This window comes from Sphingobium sp. (assembly GCF_033795625.1).
In the GTDB taxonomy this organism is placed as follows: Bacteria; Pseudomonadota; Alphaproteobacteria; order Sphingomonadales; family Sphingomonadaceae; genus Sphingobium.
In genome coordinates, this window is sequence record NZ_JARYGI010000012.1 from 46221 (window position 1) to 63523 (window position 17303).

At 62.2% G+C, this 17303-nt stretch carries 21 protein-coding genes; 14 read left to right on the forward strand and 7 right to left on the reverse strand.

Annotated elements, in window-relative coordinates; translation table 11 throughout:
- Window positions 1–30 precede the first annotated feature (30 nt).
- Window positions 31–513, reverse strand: coding sequence for an SH3 domain-containing protein (locus QHC67_RS08230; RefSeq protein ID WP_413818509.1), 483 nt, complete (start codon window positions 511–513; stop codon window positions 31–33).
- A gap of 128 nt (window positions 514–641) precedes the next feature.
- Here QHC67_RS08230 and QHC67_RS08235 point away from each other — a divergent pair, with 128 nt between their 5' ends.
- Window positions 642–1640, forward strand: a complete 999-nt coding sequence (locus QHC67_RS08235; protein ID WP_319293102.1) for a D-glycerate dehydrogenase — start codon at window positions 642–644, stop codon at window positions 1638–1640.
- Here QHC67_RS08235 and QHC67_RS08240 read toward each other — a convergent pair.
- The 4 genes from QHC67_RS08240 to QHC67_RS08255 all read right to left on the reverse strand — a co-directional run bounded on the left by QHC67_RS08240 (window position 1637) and on the right by QHC67_RS08255 (window position 5376).
- Window positions 1637–1840, reverse strand: coding sequence for a DUF2093 domain-containing protein (locus QHC67_RS08240; protein WP_319293104.1), 204 nt, complete (start codon window positions 1838–1840; stop codon window positions 1637–1639). The genes QHC67_RS08235 and QHC67_RS08240 overlap by 4 nt on opposite strands.
- A 4-nt stretch (window positions 1841–1844) precedes the next feature.
- Window positions 1845–3248 carry an NAD(P)H-dependent flavin oxidoreductase gene (locus QHC67_RS08245; RefSeq protein WP_319293106.1) on the reverse strand — a complete coding sequence of 468 codons (1404 nt, stop codon included), beginning with the start codon at window positions 3246–3248 and terminating at the stop codon, window positions 1845–1847.
- A gap of 105 nt (window positions 3249–3353) precedes the next feature.
- The gene (locus QHC67_RS08250; protein ID WP_319293108.1) at window positions 3354–4484 is read right to left on the reverse strand and encodes a glycosyltransferase; all 1131 of its coding nucleotides are present in this window, start codon (window positions 4482–4484) and stop codon (window positions 3354–3356) included.
- Window positions 4477–5376, reverse strand: coding sequence for an alpha/beta fold hydrolase (locus QHC67_RS08255; RefSeq protein ID WP_413818511.1), 900 nt, complete (start codon window positions 5374–5376; stop codon window positions 4477–4479). Before QHC67_RS08255 ends, QHC67_RS08250 begins: the two co-directional genes overlap by 8 nt.
- A 169-nt stretch (window positions 5377–5545) precedes the next feature.
- Here QHC67_RS08255 and astD point away from each other — a divergent pair, with 169 nt between their 5' ends.
- The 9 genes from astD to QHC67_RS08300 all read left to right on the forward strand — a co-directional run bounded on the left by astD (window position 5546) and on the right by QHC67_RS08300 (window position 12636).
- Window positions 5546–6979, forward strand: a complete 1434-nt coding sequence (gene astD, locus QHC67_RS08260; protein ID WP_319293110.1) for a succinylglutamate-semialdehyde dehydrogenase — start codon at window positions 5546–5548, stop codon at window positions 6977–6979.
- Window positions 6980–7103: 124 nt separating this feature from the next.
- Entirely contained in the window at window positions 7104–7868 is a 765-nt protein-coding gene (locus QHC67_RS08265; protein ID WP_319293112.1) for an acyltransferase, read from the forward strand.
- The gene (locus tag QHC67_RS08270; RefSeq protein ID WP_319293114.1) at window positions 7805–8128 is read left to right on the forward strand and encodes a hypothetical protein; all 324 of its coding nucleotides are present in this window, start codon (window positions 7805–7807) and stop codon (window positions 8126–8128) included. Before QHC67_RS08265 ends, QHC67_RS08270 begins: the two co-directional genes overlap by 64 nt.
- A gap of 93 nt (window positions 8129–8221) precedes the next feature.
- Complete coding sequence (gene cobA, locus QHC67_RS08275) at window positions 8222–8998, forward strand: uroporphyrinogen-III C-methyltransferase (RefSeq protein WP_319293204.1); 777 nt, start codon at window positions 8222–8224, stop codon at window positions 8996–8998.
- On the forward strand, window positions 8995–9291 hold the full coding sequence (locus QHC67_RS08280; protein ID WP_319293116.1) for a DUF2849 domain-containing protein: 297 nt from the start codon (window positions 8995–8997) through the stop codon (window positions 9289–9291). The genes cobA and QHC67_RS08280 overlap by 4 nt, the downstream gene beginning before the upstream one ends.
- Window position 9292: 1 nt before the next feature.
- Window positions 9293–10924, forward strand: coding sequence for a nitrite/sulfite reductase (locus QHC67_RS08285; RefSeq protein ID WP_319293118.1), 1632 nt, complete (start codon window positions 9293–9295; stop codon window positions 10922–10924).
- The gene (locus QHC67_RS08290; protein WP_319293120.1) at window positions 10917–11357 is read left to right on the forward strand and encodes a DUF934 domain-containing protein; all 441 of its coding nucleotides are present in this window, start codon (window positions 10917–10919) and stop codon (window positions 11355–11357) included. The genes QHC67_RS08285 and QHC67_RS08290 overlap by 8 nt, the downstream gene beginning before the upstream one ends.
- The gene (locus tag QHC67_RS08295; protein WP_319293122.1) at window positions 11350–12126 is read left to right on the forward strand and encodes a phosphoadenylyl-sulfate reductase; all 777 of its coding nucleotides are present in this window, start codon (window positions 11350–11352) and stop codon (window positions 12124–12126) included. The genes QHC67_RS08290 and QHC67_RS08295 overlap by 8 nt, the downstream gene beginning before the upstream one ends.
- 102 nt (window positions 12127–12228) lie before the next feature.
- Window positions 12229–12636, forward strand: coding sequence for a BLUF domain-containing protein (locus QHC67_RS08300; RefSeq protein ID WP_319293124.1), 408 nt, complete (start codon window positions 12229–12231; stop codon window positions 12634–12636).
- On the opposite strand, the gene QHC67_RS08305 is transcribed toward QHC67_RS08300, so the two are convergent.
- Together QHC67_RS08305 and QHC67_RS08310 are read right to left on the reverse strand one after the other, a co-directional pair.
- Window positions 12633–13436, reverse strand: a complete 804-nt coding sequence (locus tag QHC67_RS08305; protein ID WP_319293126.1) for a L,D-transpeptidase family protein — start codon at window positions 13434–13436, stop codon at window positions 12633–12635. The genes QHC67_RS08300 and QHC67_RS08305 overlap by 4 nt on opposite strands.
- Window positions 13429–14919, reverse strand: coding sequence for a replicative DNA helicase (locus QHC67_RS08310; RefSeq protein ID WP_319293128.1), 1491 nt, complete (start codon window positions 14917–14919; stop codon window positions 13429–13431). Before QHC67_RS08310 ends, QHC67_RS08305 begins: the two co-directional genes overlap by 8 nt.
- 148 nt (window positions 14920–15067) lie before the next feature.
- On the opposite strand from QHC67_RS08310, the gene QHC67_RS08315 reads away from it, so the two are divergent.
- From QHC67_RS08315 to dcd, 4 genes are all read left to right on the forward strand, one after another.
- The gene (locus tag QHC67_RS08315) at window positions 15068–15550 is read left to right on the forward strand and encodes a UPF0262 family protein (RefSeq protein WP_319293130.1); all 483 of its coding nucleotides are present in this window, start codon (window positions 15068–15070) and stop codon (window positions 15548–15550) included.
- Between the two features lie 79 nt (window positions 15551–15629).
- Window positions 15630–16262: a glycoside hydrolase family 25 protein gene (locus tag QHC67_RS08320; RefSeq protein ID WP_413818512.1), complete on the forward strand. Its 633-nt coding sequence runs from the start codon at window positions 15630–15632 to the stop codon at window positions 16260–16262.
- Window positions 16241–16738 carry a cytidine deaminase gene (locus QHC67_RS08325; protein ID WP_413818510.1) on the forward strand — a complete coding sequence of 166 codons (498 nt, stop codon included), beginning with the start codon at window positions 16241–16243 and terminating at the stop codon, window positions 16736–16738. Before QHC67_RS08320 ends, QHC67_RS08325 begins: the two co-directional genes overlap by 22 nt.
- Window positions 16735–17289, forward strand: coding sequence for a dCTP deaminase (gene dcd / locus QHC67_RS08330; protein ID WP_319293133.1), 555 nt, complete (start codon window positions 16735–16737; stop codon window positions 17287–17289). The genes QHC67_RS08325 and dcd overlap by 4 nt, the downstream gene beginning before the upstream one ends.
- Window positions 17290–17303 lie beyond the last annotated feature (14 nt).

Here is a 17303-nt window from a genome sequence, read left to right on the forward strand (position 1 = left end):
TGGAGGGAAGCGCAACGACGCGGGCCTCCCCTATTGCACGGCGCCCCAGAGGCTGCTTGCGCGAATGAAGCCTTTGCGTCCGCCGACATTCAGCGCGCACCATCCCGATCCACAGTCCGAAATGCGGCCGACTACTCCTGGTTCCACGCGATAGAGCAGCCTGGCCTCATCGCTGGGCTTCCCGCGCATCTCCGTGACACCGCCCATCACGATCGCAGTCGGCGCGTCGCTCAACAGGCGTACGTGCATCCAGCCCTGCGTTCCCGCACTATCCTCGATCTTGCGCCAGTTGCCCAGCACTTGCACCACCTTCACCGGCAAGTCGCGGCGGCGGTAGATCCAGTTGCTCGGATAATCCAGGTTCGGGCCGACCCGCATCCGCGCTTCCGGTTCGGAGATCGAAGCCCAGTAGGGTACTGCCTTGCGCGGACTGGCAACGGCTGGGCCGACCTGCATCACCGCAACGGCCAACGCCGCAATCAAAAAGTCGTGCGCCCATTTTCCTCGCAGCATTATCGGCGTCCTCGACATATTCCGTTCGTGCCGCCTGATTGCCACTCCGCGCCCCAAGGTTCAACCATGCTGTGCAGCGTCCGCCATATCCGCTTGACCTCCGTCCGCGCCGGGCATAGCGGCAAGGGATGGCCAAAAGACCTCGTCCGGCAAAACCCACCGTCATCGTGACCCGGCGTCTGCCTGCATCCGTGGAGAGCCGGATGAGCGAACTGTTCGATACGCGGTTGCGGTCGAATGATGTGCCGATGACGCGCGAAGAACTGGCCGAGGCCATGACTCGGTGCGACGTGCTGGTGCCCACCGTGACCGATCATCTGGAACCGGACCTGATCGCGCTTGCTTCCGACCGGCTGCAGTTGATCGCCAGCTTCGGCAGTGGTGTCGACCATATCGACTTGCGCGCGGCGCGAGCCAGGGGGATCATCGTCACCAATACGCCGGGCGTGCTCACCGAAGACACGGCCGACATGACGATGGCGCTGATCCTCTCGGTGCCGCGCCGTCTGGCGGAAGGCGAAAAGCTGGTGCGCTCCGGCGAATGGTCGGGCTGGAGTCCTTCAGCGATGCTGGGGCATCGCATCGGCGGCAAGCGCCTGGGGATCATCGGCATGGGCCGGATCGGGCAGGCCGTGGCGCGGCGGGCATCCGCGTTCGGCCTGTCGATATCCTATCACAATCGTCACAGGCTGCCCGAGGCCGTCGAGCGGGAGACGGGTGCGATGTGGCATCCCGAACTCGACATGCTGCTGGAGACCAGCGACATCATTTCGGTGAACTGTCCGCTGAATGCCGATAGCCGTGGCATGATCGACGCGCGCCGGATCGGCCTGATCGAGCCATCCGCTTATTTCATCAATACCTCGCGAGCGGAAATCACTGACGAGGCAGCACTGGTGGACGCGCTCGCGGCGGGGCGGATCGCAGGTGCGGGCCTCGACGTCTATGCGCATGAGCCGGCAGTCGATCCTCGGCTGCTGGCGTTGTCCAATGTAGTGCTGCTGCCGCATGTGGGATCGGCCACCATCGAAGGCCGCGATGCTACCGGGGCCAAGGTGATCGCCAATATCCGTACCTGGGTGGACGGGCACCGCCCGCCGGACCAGGTGCTGGAAGGCTGGGTTTAGACCCCGCGCTTGCGCAGGAAGCCCTGCGTCGCTTCCACTGCGCCGCGATAGGCTTCCTGAAATTCAGCGCTCCAGTAGGTCAGTCGATCGAGCGGAATCCGTTCTCCGCTGATCGCGCAGAGCACGAAGGTGCCGCCCTTCACCACCTGAAAATCAGGAGTGTCGTAATGCAGCACGGCCAAGCCGGGAATATCCGCCACCGCCCTATTCACCCGTCAGGATGCGGTCGACCAGCTGCTTCACCGTGGGCACGAAGCCATTGGAATAGAACGGATCCTTGCCGAAACGATAGGCGCCATGTCCCGCGAACATCAGGTTTTGGTCAATGGGACCGCCATGGGCGATGTCCTGCAGCGTCTTTTGAATGCAAAAGCTGCGCGGATCGGCGAGACGCCCGGTAGAGTTGGTGTCGCTGTCCATCCAGCTTGAGAAGGCGCATTGCGACAGGCAACCCATGCAGTCCGCCTGATCCTTGCGGATGATGCCCTTCTCGTCTTCGGTCACGAAGACAAGCGTGTTGTCCGGCGTCTTCAAGGCGCTGGTGAAGCCTTCGCCAAACCACTGGCGGGCGCGGAGCAAGTCGTTGCGCGTGACCCAGAAATTCTTGCCCTTCACGCCGACATCGAGTTGATGCGTGTGGTCCCCCGCCTGCTCCAGGCTGAAAGCGATCTGCCGTTCCGAACGCGATTCCAGATGGCGCAGGAACGGATTGCGGACCGCCGACGAATAGAAGCCGGTGGGTGAAAAGCGATGCAGCAGGATGTCGCCTTCCTCCAGCAACGGCAGGCGGTCCTTCCACTCCTGCGGGATCGGGCTTTCCTGCGTCAGCAGCGGACGAGTGCCGAACTGGAACGCGATATTGCCAAGCTCGGGATTGTCGATCCAGTCGTTCCAGTCGCGCAGATGCCAGACGCCGCCCGCCATGACGATCGGCACGTCGTCCGAAATGCCGCCTTCGCGCATCGTGTCGCGCAGGGCCTTCACGCGTGGAAAGGGGTCCTCGGGTTTGCGGGGATCTTCGGCATTAGAGAGGCCGTTGTGGCCGCCTGCGAGCCAGGGATCTTCGTAGACGACAGCGGACAGGAACTCCGCCGCCTTGCTGTAGGCGCGTTTCCACAAGGCGCGGAAAGCGCGGCCCGAGGACACGATAGGCAGATAGCTGACGTTATATGACGCCGCGATTTCGCTGAGCTTGTAGGGCATGCCCGCGCCGCAGGTGACGCCTGCGACCATGCCGCGCGTCCGCTCCAGCACGCCATGCAGGATGCGCTGGGCGCCGCCCATTTCCCACAACACGTTGATGTTGATCGCGCCCTTGCCGCCGGAAATTTCATAGGCGCGCTTCACTTGCTCGACCGCGCCTTCGATGGCGTAGGCGATCAGTTCCTCGTGGCGTTCGCGCCGGGTCTTGGCGTGATAGATCTGGGGGATGATCTTGCCGGTCGCATCATAGCTGTCCGCGTTCACGGCCGACACGGTGCCGATTCCGCCCGCAGCCGCCCATGCGCCCGAACTCATGTGGTTGGACACCGCAACGCCCTTGCCGCCTTCGACCAGCGGCCACACTTCGCGGCCGCCATAGACGATGGGTTTCAAACCCTTGAACAATATACTCTCCCAACTTTCGGGCCAAAATAGTACCGGCAGCCCCAACTGCAATATTGGCTACTATACCAAGTTTTTGCGCACGAGGACCGGAAAATCTGGCGCGCCCTAGCGCAAAACGCCGGGCCTTGCCAGAGCCATGCCGTAGAGGCGCGCATAAGCGTCGAACATCGCGTCCTGGCCGTAGAGCGCCTGCGCCCGGGCGCGGTTCGTGGCACCGAGCATATGGCGCAACTCCAAGTCGGATGCGAGGCAGTCGAGGGCGGCCGAATATCGGGACTCGTCCGAAGTGATGAACGGCAGGTTTTCCGGCGACACCATGGCGGCCACGTCGCCCACGTCTGTCGAAACCACAGGCAGCCCTGCGGCCATCGCTTCGACGAGGGAGATCGGAAACTGCTCGCTGTCCGACGACAGGGCGAAGATGTCGAACGTCCCGATGAAGCGCCACGGGTTCCGCTGAAAGCCCGCGAAGTGGATATCGTCCAGACCCTGAGCAACGGCTTCCCCTTCGATGGCCGCACGCTCCGGCCCCTCGCCTACGATCACGAGTTGCACGCGATCCCGATGCGGCGCGACGGCGCGGATCAGCCGGGGGATGTTCTTGACCGTGCGCAGGCCGGCAAGCGTGCCGACCACGACTTTGCCGGGCGCCGGCGTGAAACCGGGCAGCGCGCCGGGGTCCGGCGGCGCAAGATAGCGGCTTACATCGATGCCATTGGGGATGAGCTGAACGCGGCTGGGGGGCTGACGCCATTGCTCCAGCGCAATCCGTTCCAGAACCTTCGACGGCACGACCAGCGCGTTGGCACGGGCAAGCCCTACACGACGATAAAGGTTGCGATTTCGCTTCAGGCCGTCGGCTTCGTCGGTGCTGAAGCCGTCTTCATGATGGATCAGCGGCGGCAGCCTCATGAAGCGTCCAAACAGCCTGTGCGCCATCACGGCGTCCACCGCGCCCCAATTATAGGTGAGCACAAGGTCGAAGCCCTGCATATACCGCGCCAGAGCACGAAATCTCGAGAGGCCGGGGCGGCCCTGCAAGGGCGGCGCCTCCGGGAAATCCACCGAGAGTCCTGAATCGATGGCGTTCCGCGCGCTCATCGCGCCGGTGACGCCACTTACCACCGCATGGGACACACGGTCGCCCCAATGGTTCATCAACTGGACGGCGCGGGCTTCCTTTCCGCCGAGGTCGAAACTGCTGTGGAGGTGCAGCAGGCGCGGCCGGTCATCCATCGGCCAGGATGCGCTCCAGCAGTCGGTCGATCGCCCCCGCCGCTTCCGGCTCGGCAAGCGTGGGAGCATGGCCTACTCGTGGCACCGTGACCAGCGTCGCCGTAGCGCCGATCTCCCGAACCATCCGGTCGGCCGTCGCGACGCTCAGAAGATCGGAAAGCTCCCCGCGCAGGATCAGGGTCGGCGCATTGCGGAAGCCCGCCAGCGAGGGCCACAGGTCGACGCCCGCCTCGCCGCCCGGCACGCGCAACGGCTCGGCGATGCGCATGTCGTAATCGAGCACGACACGCCCGCCGCTGTTCAGGCGATAGAGGCGCTTGGCCATGCCCAGCCAGTCCTCCAGCGTATAGTCGGGATAGATGTCGGCATTGTTCTCCGCCAGCGCCCGTGCGGCGTGGACCCAGGTCGGATGCGTGCTGCCCGTGCCGACATAGCCGCGAATGCGCGCGAGGGCGGCCTCCTCGATCAGCGGTCCGACATCGTTCAGCACTGCGCCCGCAAGCCGGTCCGGCCGAGTCGCCGCCATCAGCATTCCGATGATGCCGCCAAGCGACGTGCCGACCACCACGAACCGCGTCAGCGCAAGATCGGTGAGCAGCCTTTCCAGATCCTGCAGATACGTAAGCGGCACATAGGTCATCGGGTCTTTGGCATAGGCGCTTTCGGCTCGCCCACGCAGATCGGGACAGATCAGCCGCCAATTGCCCGCCAGCCGCTCAGCAAGCGGTTCAAAATCGCGGGCATTGCGCGTCAGGCCGGGCAGGCACAGGAGCGGCGGCCGTGTTTCGTCATCGCCTGTATAGTCGCGGTAATGCAGTCTCAGGCCGTCATTGGACCACCAGTAAGCGTCGCGAAATGCAGCCAATGTCGATCCCTCCGTGCCGCGCTCCATATCGCCCGATGCGGGAGCGCCCGCAAGCCGCGAAATGGATGCGGGTTTTGCATCTGGGGAGGGAATGGCATCGTACCTGTCCACGACGCGTTCCGAATTGGTTCAGCCTCGGTGCCTCATCGGTTTCGCACCCCTTTAACCCTCGCTGCATCTGGGCCATATCATCACGATGTCCTCGACCCTGATTTCCATCGAACCTGCAACCGGCGCCCTGCTGTGGGAGCAGCCGCTGAGCGATGTCGCCGCCGAAGTGGCGCGTGCGCGTGAAGCCTGGCCATTGTGGGCCGCAAAGCCGCTCGCCATCCGGATCGAAACGATGCGGCGCTTCGCCAATGCCGTGCGTGCCAAGGAAGACGCGCTGACTGACCTGATCGCGCGCGAGACGGGCAAGCCCCTGTGGGATGCTCGGACGGAAGTCGCGGCGGTGATCGGCAAGGTGGACATATCCATCGCCGCCTATTCCGAGCGTACCGGCATGAAGCGGCTGGACGGCGCGATGGGCATGAAGCAGGCCGTACGGCACAAACCGCATGGCGTCATGGCGGTGCTGGGGCCGTATAATTTCCCCGCGCATCTGCCCAACGGCCACATCGTTCCGGCCTTGATCGCTGGCAATGCCGTGGTCTTCAAGCCGTCCGAGAAGACCCCGGCGGTCGGCGCGATGCTGGTCGACCTCTATCATCAGGCCGGCGTGCCCGAGGATCTGGTCCGGCTGATCGTCGGCGGCCCGGACGAAGGCAGGGCGCTGACCGCGCATTCCGATGTCAGCGGAATCCTGTTCACGGGATCGGCCTCAACCGGCATCGCCATCAACAAGGCCTTTGCCGGACAGCCTGACAAAATCCTCGCGCTGGAGATGGGCGGCAACAATCCGATCATCGTGTGGGACACGCCCGATATCCCGAGCGCCGCCGTGCTCGTCGCCCAATCGGCTTTCCTCTCCGCCGGGCAGCGCTGCACTGCCGCGAAGCGGCTGATCGTGCGCGATAGTCTGGCCGGTCCGCTGCTGAAGGAAGTGAAGAAGCTGGCCGACCGCATGATCGTCGATCACCCCCACTCCGACCCGCAGCCTTATATGGGGCCGGTCATCGATAATGAGGCGGCGGACGGACTTACCGACAGTTTCCTGATCCTGATGAGCAACGGGGGGCGGCCGATCAAGCATATGGTGCGTCCGCATCAGGATCTGCCGTTCGTCTCGCCGGCCATCATTGATGTTACGGACATGCGGGAGCGGCCGGACATCGAACTGTTCGGGCCGCTGTTGCAGGTGATCCGGGTTCCTGATTTCGAGAGCGCCATCGCCGAAGCCAACAACACGCGCTACGGCCTGTCCGCATCCCTGATCGGAGGGTCGCCCGAGCAATACGAGCAATTCTGGGCGAATGTGCGGGCGGGCATCGTCAACTGGAACCGCCCGACCAACGGCGCTTCGTCGGCCGCGCCTTTCGGGGGCGTCGGCCTGTCGGGCAATCACCGCGCCAGTGCCTACTATGCCGCGGATTACTGCGCCTATCCGGTGGTATCGTCGGAATCCGAACAGCCGCGCGCGACGATGGGTGTGGGCCTCAAGGAAGTCGACGTGGCGGCGATGGGGGACTGAAGCCCGCTCCTGCTCGAAGATAGATGTTGTAACGGGAAGAATATTCATGCACCGCTCGTAAACTTTGGAATACCGGGGGGTAACAAAGATGCAGCGCGTCGCGTATCTAGATGGCTTACGTGGAATGGCAATCATTGGCGTCGTGATGATTCACGTTGGTCAGATGGTGCATGGTTTATCGCCCTGGGCTGCGCGTTTTACTGCTCATGGATTTCGCGGTGTACAACTCTTCTTCATTGTGAGTGCGCTGACACTTTCCTTCGCCTATCGTTATAAGGCGTTCGATCCCAGGAGTTTTTACGTTCGGCGCTTTTTTCGTATAGCGCCCATGTTCTATCTTGCCATTGTCGGTTACTCTTTGCTTGCCGAAGCGACAGGTGAGCATGGCAAATTCACCTTGATTGATGTCGGCCTCACGCTGACGTTCCTGCACGGCTTTACTTTTTCCAGCATCAATAGTGTCGTTCCCGGCGGTTGGAGCATTGCTGCGGAAGCTCTGTTCTACGCGACGTTTCCACTCATACTTGCTTGCCTAACGACCCTCAATCGATCGCTGATCGCATTAGGTGTAGCAACTATCGTGTCTTTTGCGGGGGCCAGGTTTTTGGGTGATGTGGCCGCGCCCTTTTCCCACTTCGGGTTTATCACGAGCCTGCCGGCTTTTCTGCTCGGAATTACTTTATTCTTTTTGTTGAGGGATAGCCGGGTCGATCGATTGGATCCCAGAACAGCAACGGCAGGCTTATGGGTTTCTGCGTTAGTCCTTTTCCTCGTGGGGATTTGCGACATCGGCATCTTACGAAACGGTGTCACAACATCCTACATTTGGCCGGGATTGTTTTCTTTGCTGCTGTTTCCGGCAGCCGGATCTTCGAGGGCGCAGGTCTGAGTTATCTGGGGAAAATCAGTTTCAGCCTCTATCTGGTTCATTTCGCTGTCATTCATTTCACAAGAGGCGTGGTTGAGCTTTTGCCCGGACCGCCCGAGGTCGTGTTCCTGCAATATGCTCTGTTGGTGCTCGGCATAGGGATATTGGCGTCAACGCTGACCTTCCACTTGATCGAGCAGCCCATGATAAAGATTGGCCAGCAACTTTCCCGACGTAAAGCGTCCGTAGACATATCGAAGCCTGCGCCGAGCGCCATCTGACTGTTCAACATTTGCTTATGCCATCGATAGCCAATCTGATTTGGATTGGCGAAGCAGCATCACCATAAAGAGGCTGTGTTCAAGAACCCTGCCATTTTTCCCGTCGAATGCGGAACAGTCTATCTCGTAGGTGCAGGCCCGGGCGACCCGGATCTGCTGACTTTGCGGGCGGCGCGGCTGATCGGCGCGGCGGAGTTGATCGTGCATGACGGGTTGGTGGATGATGCCATCCTGGCGATGGCGCGGCCCGATGCGCGCCTTGTGTCGGTAGCCAAGAGCCGTAGCCGTCATTCGGTGCCGCAGGATGAGATCAATGCCCTGCTGATCCGCGAGGCTCTTTCGGGGCGCGACGTGATCCGGCTGAAGGGCGGCGATCCCTTTATCTTCGGACGCGGCGGGGAGGAAGCGGAAGAATGCCGCGCGGCCGGCGTACCCGTTGAGGTCGTGCCGGGCATCAGCGCCGCAATCGGCTGCGCAGCGCAGGCGCAAATGCCGCTCACGCATCGCGATGCGTCCAGCGCCGTCACTTTCGTTGCGGGCCAGTGCAAGGGCCTTGCCGATCAGGATTGGTCGGGGCTGGCAGGTGTTGGGCGAACGCTGGTGATCTACATGGGCGTAGCGACAGCCAATGACATTGCAGACAAGCTGATGGCCGATGGCGTCTCCCCCTCTACTCCCGTTGCGGTGCTGGAGAAGGGCACGCGCAGAGACAGCCGCGCAATCCGCACCATTCTTGCCGATTTGGGCGGAATGATTGGACGCGAGCATGTACAGAGCCCCGCGCTGATTGTAGTGGGCGACGTCGTCCTGCACGGCAATGCGCAGGACAGGCTGGCGGCGTTCGCTGCCCAAGTGGAGAGCTTTTCGTGAAGATACTGACCGGCAACGACTTGCCGACAGGCGATGTCATCTGGTGGGCCGGCGATGGCTGGTCGCGGCGCGTCGCGGATGCGGTGGATGTCGGCGAGCAAGGCGACGACCTCGCCCGGCGCGAGGAAGCGGCCCGGCATGTTGTCGGCGCCTATGTCATCGACGCCACGCTGACGGACGAAGGCCCCCGCCCCGCTCACATCAAGGATCGCATCCGGGCACTTGGGCCTACGGTGCGTCCCGACCTAACGTTGAAACCCGCCGACCCAGATGTCGGCCAGTGGGTGATCTGACATGTATCGTTACGACCAATATGACCAGTCCATCGTCGAGGCGCGTGTCGAGGAATTCCGCGACCAGACCAAGCGCCGTCTGGCGGGCGCTCTGACCGAGGACCAGTTCAAGCCAATACGGCTGATGAATGGCCTTTATCTGCAATTGCACGCCTACATGCTGCGCGTGGCTGTGCCCTATGGCACGCTGAGCGCCAGGCAGATGCGGATGCTGGCGCATATCGCGCGCAAGTACGACCGCGATTACGGGCACTTCACCACCCGGCAGAACATCCAGTATAACTGGATCAAGCTGGAAGACGCGCCGGACATCCTTGCCGAACTGGCGACGGTCGAGATGCATGCCATCCAGACCAGCGGCAACTGCATCCGCAATATTTCGTCCGATCAGTATGCCGGGGTCGCAGCCGAGGAGGTCGCCGATCCGCGCCCCTGGGCCGAACTGCTGCGCCAGTGGTCGAGCTTCCATCCCGAGTTCACGTACCTGCCGCGCAAGTTCAAGATCTGCGTGATCGCCACGCAGGAAGATCGCGCCGCGATGCGCCTGCACGATATCGGCATCGAACTCGTGAAGCGCGATGACGTGGTCGGCGCGCGTATATTCGCGGGCGGCGGCATGGGCCGTACTCCGATGGTCGCGCCTGAAATCAAGGACTTCGTAGCCGAAGATGACTTGATCTCTTATGTCGAGGCGTGCCTGCGCGTCTATAATCGCTATGGCCGCCGCGACAACAAGTACAAGGCGCGGGTCAAGATCCTGATCCATGCTCTGGGCGCGGACGAATATCGCCGCCAGGTCGAGGAAGAGTTCGCCGCGATCAAGCAACTCGCGCTCGATCCACCGAAGGCCGAACTTGACCGCATCCGCAGCTACTTCGCCGATCCGGCCTACGAAACCGGCCTCTCCGAAGAGATCGACCGTTCCGATCCAGCGTTCGCGCTTTGGGTCGACCAGAACGTCAAGTCGCACAAGCAGGCGGGCTACGCGATCGTCAACATCAGCCTCAAGCCCACTGGCGGCATACCCGGCGACGCATCTTCCGCACAGATCGATCTGATCGCCGATTTGGCCGAGCGCTACTCGCTGGACGAACTGCGCGTCACCCATGCGCAGAATATCGTGCTGCCCTATGTGAAGAAGGCGGACCTGCACACCGTCTGGCAGGCGCTGGACAACGTGGGCCTTGCCGAAGCCAATCTGGACCTGATCAGCGACATCATCGCTTGCCCCGGTCTCGATTATTGCAGCCTTGCCAATGCGCGTTCCATACCGGTCGCGCAGAAGATCGCCGAGCGCTTCGCCGATCCGGCCCGGCAGCGGGATCTGGGCGAACTGAAGCTCAAGATTTCCGGCTGCATCAACGCCTGCGGGCACCATCATGCCGGGCATATCGGCATTCTGGGCGTCGACAGGCGCGGCAAGGAGAACTTCCAGTTGCTGCTCGGCGGGTCCGGCGCGGAAGATGCGAGCCTTGGCAGCATAACGGGGCCGGGCTTCGATGAAGACGGCGTTGTCGATGCCATCGAGAAGGTCACGGACATCTATGTACGTGAGCGGATCGAGGGCGAACGCTTCCTCGACACCTATCGCCGGCTTGGCATGAAGCCTTTCAAGGACGCGCTATATGGTTGATTTTCTGTCATTTCGCGATGACGAACCCGCGCAGGAGCCGACCGTCACGCTCGAAGCCATTGCGGGCCAGACGAACGCAACCGCGGTCCGCGTCGAGCCGGGCGAAGACGCACGCGAATTGCTGCCGATGCTGGACCGCCTTTCGCTCGTGGAAGTGAACTTCCCGGCGTTTGGCGACGGGCGCGGCTACTCGGCGGCGCGTATCCTGCGGGAAGCAGGCTATACCGGCGAATTGCGCGCTGTAGGCGACGTGCTTGTGGATCAGCTTGTCGCGATGCGCCGTTGCGGTTTCGACAGCTTTCAGCCCGATCATCCTTTCGATCAGGCCGTCGTGGATGCGACGCTCGCCCGCTATGACGACGTATATCAAAAAACCATCGATGGCCGAACGCCCGTCTGGGCCAAGCGCCACCCGGAGACAGCAAATGGGTGAGGCCGCACGCAAGATAGACATAATTGACGCTCGCCCAGTGTTTACGCAGGCCGATGCCGATGCTCTGAACGCGCGATTCGCGGGCGTCGACACGCTGACGATGCTGCGGACGCTGTTTACCGAAAAGACGCTAGGGCGGATCGCGACCGTCTCCTCCTTCGGAACGGAAAGTGCCGTGCTGCTGCATCTGGTGGCGCAGGCCGATCCGGAGGTTCCGGTGATCTTCGTCGATACGCTGAAGATGTTTCCCGAAACGCTGGCCTATCGCGACGAACTGGTGGCGCGCTTCGGCATTCGCCACAGCGACACCGTGGTTCCCGATCCAGACGTGCTGGCCAAGAAGGATGAGACCGGCCTGCGCTGGTCCTACGATCCCGATGGCTGCTGCGCCATCCGCAAGGTCGAGCCGCTGGCGCGCGCCAAGCGCGGGCTGGACGCCTGGATCTCCGGACGCAAGGCTTTTCAGGCCGCGACCCGGCAGAATATCCCCCGTTTCCAGGTCGAAGACGGCCAGATGAAGCTCAACCCGCTGGGCGACTGGACCAAGGACGAGCTGGAAGCCTATTTCGAGGCAAACGATCTGCCGCGTCATCCGCTGGAGGCACAGGGCTATCTGTCAGTAGGCTGCGAACCCTGCACGTCCAAGGTATTGCCGGGCGAAGATCCGCGCGCTGGCCGTTGGCGTGGATGGGACAAGGTGGAATGCGGCATTCACTCGCCCATTCCGGCCGTCGATCCGGAAGATCCCGCGAACCTGCCTGCATTCTAATTGTTGGGAGTTGATGCAAGTTAGGGTAGTTTTTCCAAGGACCTAGCGCTGCATTAACTTTTCCAGGGTATCTCGGCTGCACCTACCGAAGGGAGCAGCCCTGTGCCTGAACTATTCCAGCTGACGTATATCAGCAGCGCCCGCGTCGTCATGACGCTCGACGATTGCAACCTCCTGCTTGCCAAGGCGCGGATCAACAATCGTCGCCTGAATGTGACGGGAGCGCTGCTTTTCAATACCAAACGCTTCCTTCAAGCCATCGAAGGAGAGCAGCAGACGGTGCGCGCGCTATTCGACCGGATTAGCAAGGACACGAGACATAACGGCATCGTCTTACTGAACGAGCGCATGCTGGAAGAACGCCAGTTCGGCCGATGGGCAATGGCGTTTGACGACGGTTCCGGCGAGACGGCTCTACGCGACAGGATCAGCGCCTTGCTGGCAAACACCGATCCATCAACCCGCGCGCTTTTCGAGACGACTGCAACGCTCCACCGCGCCGCTGGCTAACGGCTGCTGCTTGGCGGATCGTTATAGAAGGGCACCAGCCAGTGCGGCTTTGATGGGTCTGCAGGCGCCGCAGCCGACGCTACTGTATCGGGCGTGCTCAGGGCTCTGGTATCGAGCGCCAAGCGCACGGGCTTGGGATCTTCCGGAACGACGGCCTCAGGGGTGGGCGCAGGGGCACTCTTAACCGATCCCTCGGAGGGCGCGGCCGAAGCAAGTTGGACGTCCCGCCCCCTGTTGTCGGTCCATGTGGGGCGGCCATCGCCAGGCAGCGCCGCATAATCGACTTCCACGCGCAGGAACGGGCCGCTCTGGCCATCGGACACACTTACGATGTCACCCATGTCCGTCGCGGCAAACAGCTTCTTTGCGAACGCCAGCGGCACCCTGATGCAACCGTGCGAGGCCGGATAGCCGGGCAGTTGGCCGCCGTGAATGGCAATGCCGGTCCACGTCAACCGCTGCATATAGGGCATGGGCGCATTGCTGTAGAGGTTCGAGCGGTGGAAGACGTTCTTCTGCAGGATGCGGAACTCACCCATGGGCGTGTTCTTGCCCGGTTTCCCGGTGGAGACAGTGGACAGTCCGATCAGCCGCTCGCCCCGATAGACATATAGATGCTGCCGATCGATGCTGACCATGATGGCCAGCGGGTCCGTCCCGCCGTCGCTGTCGTCCCACAGGAACTGGCCAGCCTTCAGAGATGGCGCGCTGCTGCTGGCGAGCGTCGGCGACAAGGCCGCCGGCGATGCGGCCGGCGCCAGCATCATCGCAAGCGAGAGAAGCCATAGCCTCTTATTCATAGGCGATCGCGCCATAGCTGTCCTCGGCAAGGTCGCTGAACTTGGTGATCTTGGCATCGAACTTCATGCGGATGCGGCCGGTGGAGCCGTGACGTTGCTTGGCCACGATCAATTCGGCAAGGCCGTAGACCTTTTCCATCTCCTCGGCCCAGACCCGATGTTCTTCGCTCTCCACGTCGCGCGGTTGCTTGGCGGAGACATAATAATCCTCGCGGAACACGAACCATACCATGTCGGCATCCTGCTCGATCGAGCCGGATTCGCGAAGGTCGGAGAGCTGTGGCCGCTTGTCCTCGCGCTGCTCGACGGCACGGCTCAGCTGCGACAGTGCCAGCACAGGCACATGAAGTTCCTTGGCCAAGGTCTTCAAACCACGGGATATTTCAGAAATTTCCTGCACGCGATTGTCGCCGCCCTTGCCCGTACCTTGCAGCAACTGGAGATAGTCGATGACGATGAAGCCGATGTCATGCCGCCGCTTCAAACGGCGAGCGCGGGTGCGCAACGCGGCAATGGTAAGGCCGGGAGTGTCGTCGATAAACAGCGGCAGGTCCTGCAACTCGCGTGCGGCGCGGGAGAGGTTCTGGAAGTCCGCATGGCTGATCTTGCCCATGCGCAGCGCTTCGCCGCTGATGCCCGATTGCTCGGCAAGCACGCGGGTCGCCAACTGATCGGCAGACATTTCGAGGGAGAAGAACGCCGTCTTGGCGCCCATGTTCTTGGCCGGATCGATTCCCTCGGCATCGTCCCGCACCCAGCGCGACGCCGCGTTGTAGGCGATGTTGGTGGCGAGCGACGTCTTGCCCATGCCCGGACGGCCCGCCAGGATCATCAAGTCGGAATTATGCAGGCCGCCGATTTTCTCGTTCAATGAACTCAAACCCGTGGTGATCCCCGACAGATGGCCGCCGCTGTTCAGTGCCCGCTCGGCCTGCTTCACGGCAAGCGTGCTGGCCGTCAGGAAGCTCTTGACCGAGCCGGTTTCCCCTTCCCCTTCGGACACCTTGTAGAGCGCGACTTCCGCCGCCTCGATCTGCGCACGCGGATCTACGTCCTCGCTGGTATCCAGAGCATTTTCAACGAGTTCCCGGCCGACTCCGACAAGCTCTCGCAGGAGCGCAAGATCATAGATCTGCGTCGCGAAGTCACGCGCACCGATCAGCGCCGCCCCGTTCCCCGTCAGCTGCGCCAGATAGGCCGCGCCGCCAAGCTCCTTCAGCGCCGGGTCCTGCTCGACCATCGGCTTCAGCGTCACCGGATTCGCGACCATGTTCTTTTCAAGCAGCCGCATGATCGCATCGTAGATCCGGCCATGCAGCGGCTCGAAGAAATGCTCGGCGCGCAGCTTCATCTGAACGTCTTCGGCAATGCGGTTGTCGATCATCAGCGCGCCAAGCAGCGCCGCTTCCGCCTCGACATTGCGCGGCAGTTCCTGAACCGGCGTTTCTCCGCCGGAGACCACTTTCATCATAGGCTCGACCATGCCGCCATCATCCTCCTGTTCGGCGACCGGGGCAAGAGCGATGCGGCAGGGCGCTGTGGACGGCTTGTGGGCAAGCTGTGGATAAGATGTGGGGCGCTGCTTGTCCCTTGCATTTGCTCACCGCCCGCCGCAGTGACAGCAATCCGACATGGCAGACTCCCGCATCATAGATATCGAGCTGGACCAGCGAACGATCATCTGGCGCAACGCCGATGTGGAGCAGGAACGGCGCATCGCGATCTTCGACCTGCTCGAAGAAAATCATTTCGCGCCCCAACGCCAGCATGCGGACGGCTATGCCGGGCCGTACAAGGTACGTCTGGGAGTCGAGGAAGGCCGTCTGGTGATCGACATAGGCCGCGAAGACGGTACGCCGCTGGAGACGATCATCTTGGGTCTTGCGCGGTTCCGCCGCCCGATCCGCGAGTATTTCGCGATCTGCGACAGCTATTACCAGGCGATCCGGGCCGCGACACCGCAGACGATCGAAACGATCGATATGGCCCGGCGAGGCATCCACAACGATGCTGCGGAGATCCTGAAGGAACGGCTGGACGGCAAGATCGACGTCGATTTCGATACGGCCCGACGGCTCTTCACCTTATTGTGCGTTCTGCACATCAAGGGATAAATTATTGTTGTTACGTCAAAAACACAGCCGCACCTATCGCGGCACGCTTGGTCGACTCGCCGTTATCGTGGTGCTGATACTGGCGTTAATCGGCGGCGGCTGGCTATATGCGATCCGGTGGGCGCCATCCCGCGACGAATATCCCATGCAGGGTATCTCGGTCAGCGAAGCCAACGGGCCGCTCGACTGGCGCACCCTTCGCGCCCGCCACGCCGACTTCGCCTATATCTTGGCTACAGCGGGCGCGGGCCGGCGTGACAAGGCTTTCAGCGCGAACTGGGCCGGCGCGCGCGATGCCGGGCTGCGCTATGGCGCCATACATATGTTCAACCTCTGCGACAGGGCAGTGGATCAGGCGACGCTCTTCGTAGCGACTGTGCCGCGCGACAACGCCGCACTGCCGCCTGTCGTCCGCCTCGATTTCACGCCCAATTGCGGCCGTCGCCCCGGCCGCGATGCAGTGCTTTCGCAGCTCAACACGTTCCTGAACTTGATAGAAACGCACGCCGGCCAGCAGGCTGTGGTCCGCCTCTCCAAAAGCTTCGAGGAGCGCTACCGGATCGGCAGCGGCATCTATCGGACCCTTTGGCTGGAGGGGAACTTCGTCGCCCCGGACTATGCAGGGCGCCCGTGGGTGATGTGGACAGCGTCCGATATGCGGCATCTTGACGGCATCGATGCCCCGGTGGAATGGGACGTCGTAGCACCATGACCAGCAGCCCTCCATTCCCCCCCGTCGATAGAGCCGCATTGATCGCAGCCGCTCGCGGAGCGATGGCCCATGCCCATGCGCCTTATAGCCGATTCGCGGTGGGCGCTGCGGTTGCGTTGACCGACGGCAGCATCGTGACGGGCAGCAATTTCGAGAATGCCAGCTATGGCCTGTCGCTGTGCGCAGAGACGGTGGCGCTCGCTACGGTCAATGCGCAGGGGCGGATGCGTGACGTCGCCGCGATTGCAGTCTGCGGGGGGGCGATCGACGCCCTGGCAGGGCCCGCGATCGTCACACCCTGCGGGCGATGCCGTCAGGTGATGAACGAAGTCGAGCAGATGGCGGGACGGGAACTCGCCATCTATTGCGTTGCGCCGGCCGGTGACACCATGCAGGAACATCGGGTGGTCGATCTGCTACCCCACGCCTTCGGTCCGGCGGACCTTGGCATCGGCCCAGAGAAGGACGATCGATGAGCATATTATCCGACAAGTGGATCCGGCGTCAGGCCACGGAAAACGGCATGATCGAGCCGTTCGTGGAGAGCCAGCGGCGCGACGGCTGCATCAGCTATGGCCTCTCCTCCTACGGCTACGACGCCCGGCTTGCCGATGATTTCAAGATCTTCACCAATGTCGACAGCGCCATCGTCGATCCGAAGGATTTCGCGGCAAACAGCTTCGTCGATCGCAAGACCGACGTGTGCGTGATCCCGCCGAACAGCTTTGCGCTGGCCCGGACGGTCGAATATTTCCGGGTGCCGCGCGACGTTCTGGTGATCTGCCTCGGCAAGTCCACTTATGCGCGTTGCGGCATCATCGTGAACGTGACACCGCTCGAACCCGGTTGGGAGGGGCATGTGACGCTGGAGTTTTCCAACACGACTCCCCTGCCCGCCAAGATCTACGCCAATGAAGGCGCATGCCAGTTCCTGTTCCTGGAGGGCAATGAACCGTGCGAGACGAGCTATGCCGATCGCGCAGGCAAATATATGGGACAAAAGGGCGTGACGCTCCCCAAGCTTTGAGTTAGCCAAGCGCT

Excerpts from the sequence above, each read along its gene's own strand:
- QHC67_RS08230 (WP_413818509.1), bottom strand. The coding sequence starts at position 513 with ATGCTGCGAGGAAAATGGGCGCACGACTTTTTGATTGCGGCGTTGGCC.
- QHC67_RS08235 (WP_319293102.1), top strand. The coding sequence starts at position 642 with ATGGCCAAAAGACCTCGTCCGGCAAAACCCACCGTCATCGTGACCCGG.
- QHC67_RS08250 (WP_319293108.1), bottom strand. The coding sequence starts at position 4,484 with ATGGATGACCGGCCGCGCCTGCTGCACCTCCACAGCAGTTTCGACCTC.
- QHC67_RS08255 (WP_413818511.1), bottom strand. The coding sequence starts at position 5,376 with ATGGAGCGCGGCACGGAGGGATCGACATTGGCTGCATTTCGCGACGCT.
- astD (WP_319293110.1), top strand. The coding sequence starts at position 5,546 with ATGTCCTCGACCCTGATTTCCATCGAACCTGCAACCGGCGCCCTGCTG.
- QHC67_RS08265 (WP_319293112.1), top strand. The coding sequence starts at position 7,104 with ATGGCAATCATTGGCGTCGTGATGATTCACGTTGGTCAGATGGTGCAT.
- QHC67_RS08285 (WP_319293118.1), top strand. The coding sequence starts at position 9,293 with ATGTATCGTTACGACCAATATGACCAGTCCATCGTCGAGGCGCGTGTC.
- QHC67_RS08290 (WP_319293120.1), top strand. The coding sequence starts at position 10,917 with ATGGTTGATTTTCTGTCATTTCGCGATGACGAACCCGCGCAGGAGCCG.
- QHC67_RS08295 (WP_319293122.1), top strand. The coding sequence starts at position 11,350 with ATGGGTGAGGCCGCACGCAAGATAGACATAATTGACGCTCGCCCAGTG.
- QHC67_RS08305 (WP_319293126.1), bottom strand. The coding sequence starts at position 13,436 with ATGAATAAGAGGCTATGGCTTCTCTCGCTTGCGATGATGCTGGCGCCG.
- QHC67_RS08310 (WP_319293128.1), bottom strand. The coding sequence starts at position 14,919 with ATGGTCGAGCCTATGATGAAAGTGGTCTCCGGCGGAGAAACGCCGGTT.
- QHC67_RS08315 (WP_319293130.1), top strand. The coding sequence starts at position 15,068 with ATGGCAGACTCCCGCATCATAGATATCGAGCTGGACCAGCGAACGATC.
- QHC67_RS08325 (WP_413818510.1), top strand. The coding sequence starts at position 16,241 with ATGGGACGTCGTAGCACCATGACCAGCAGCCCTCCATTCCCCCCCGTC.
- dcd (WP_319293133.1), top strand. The coding sequence starts at position 16,735 with ATGAGCATATTATCCGACAAGTGGATCCGGCGTCAGGCCACGGAAAAC.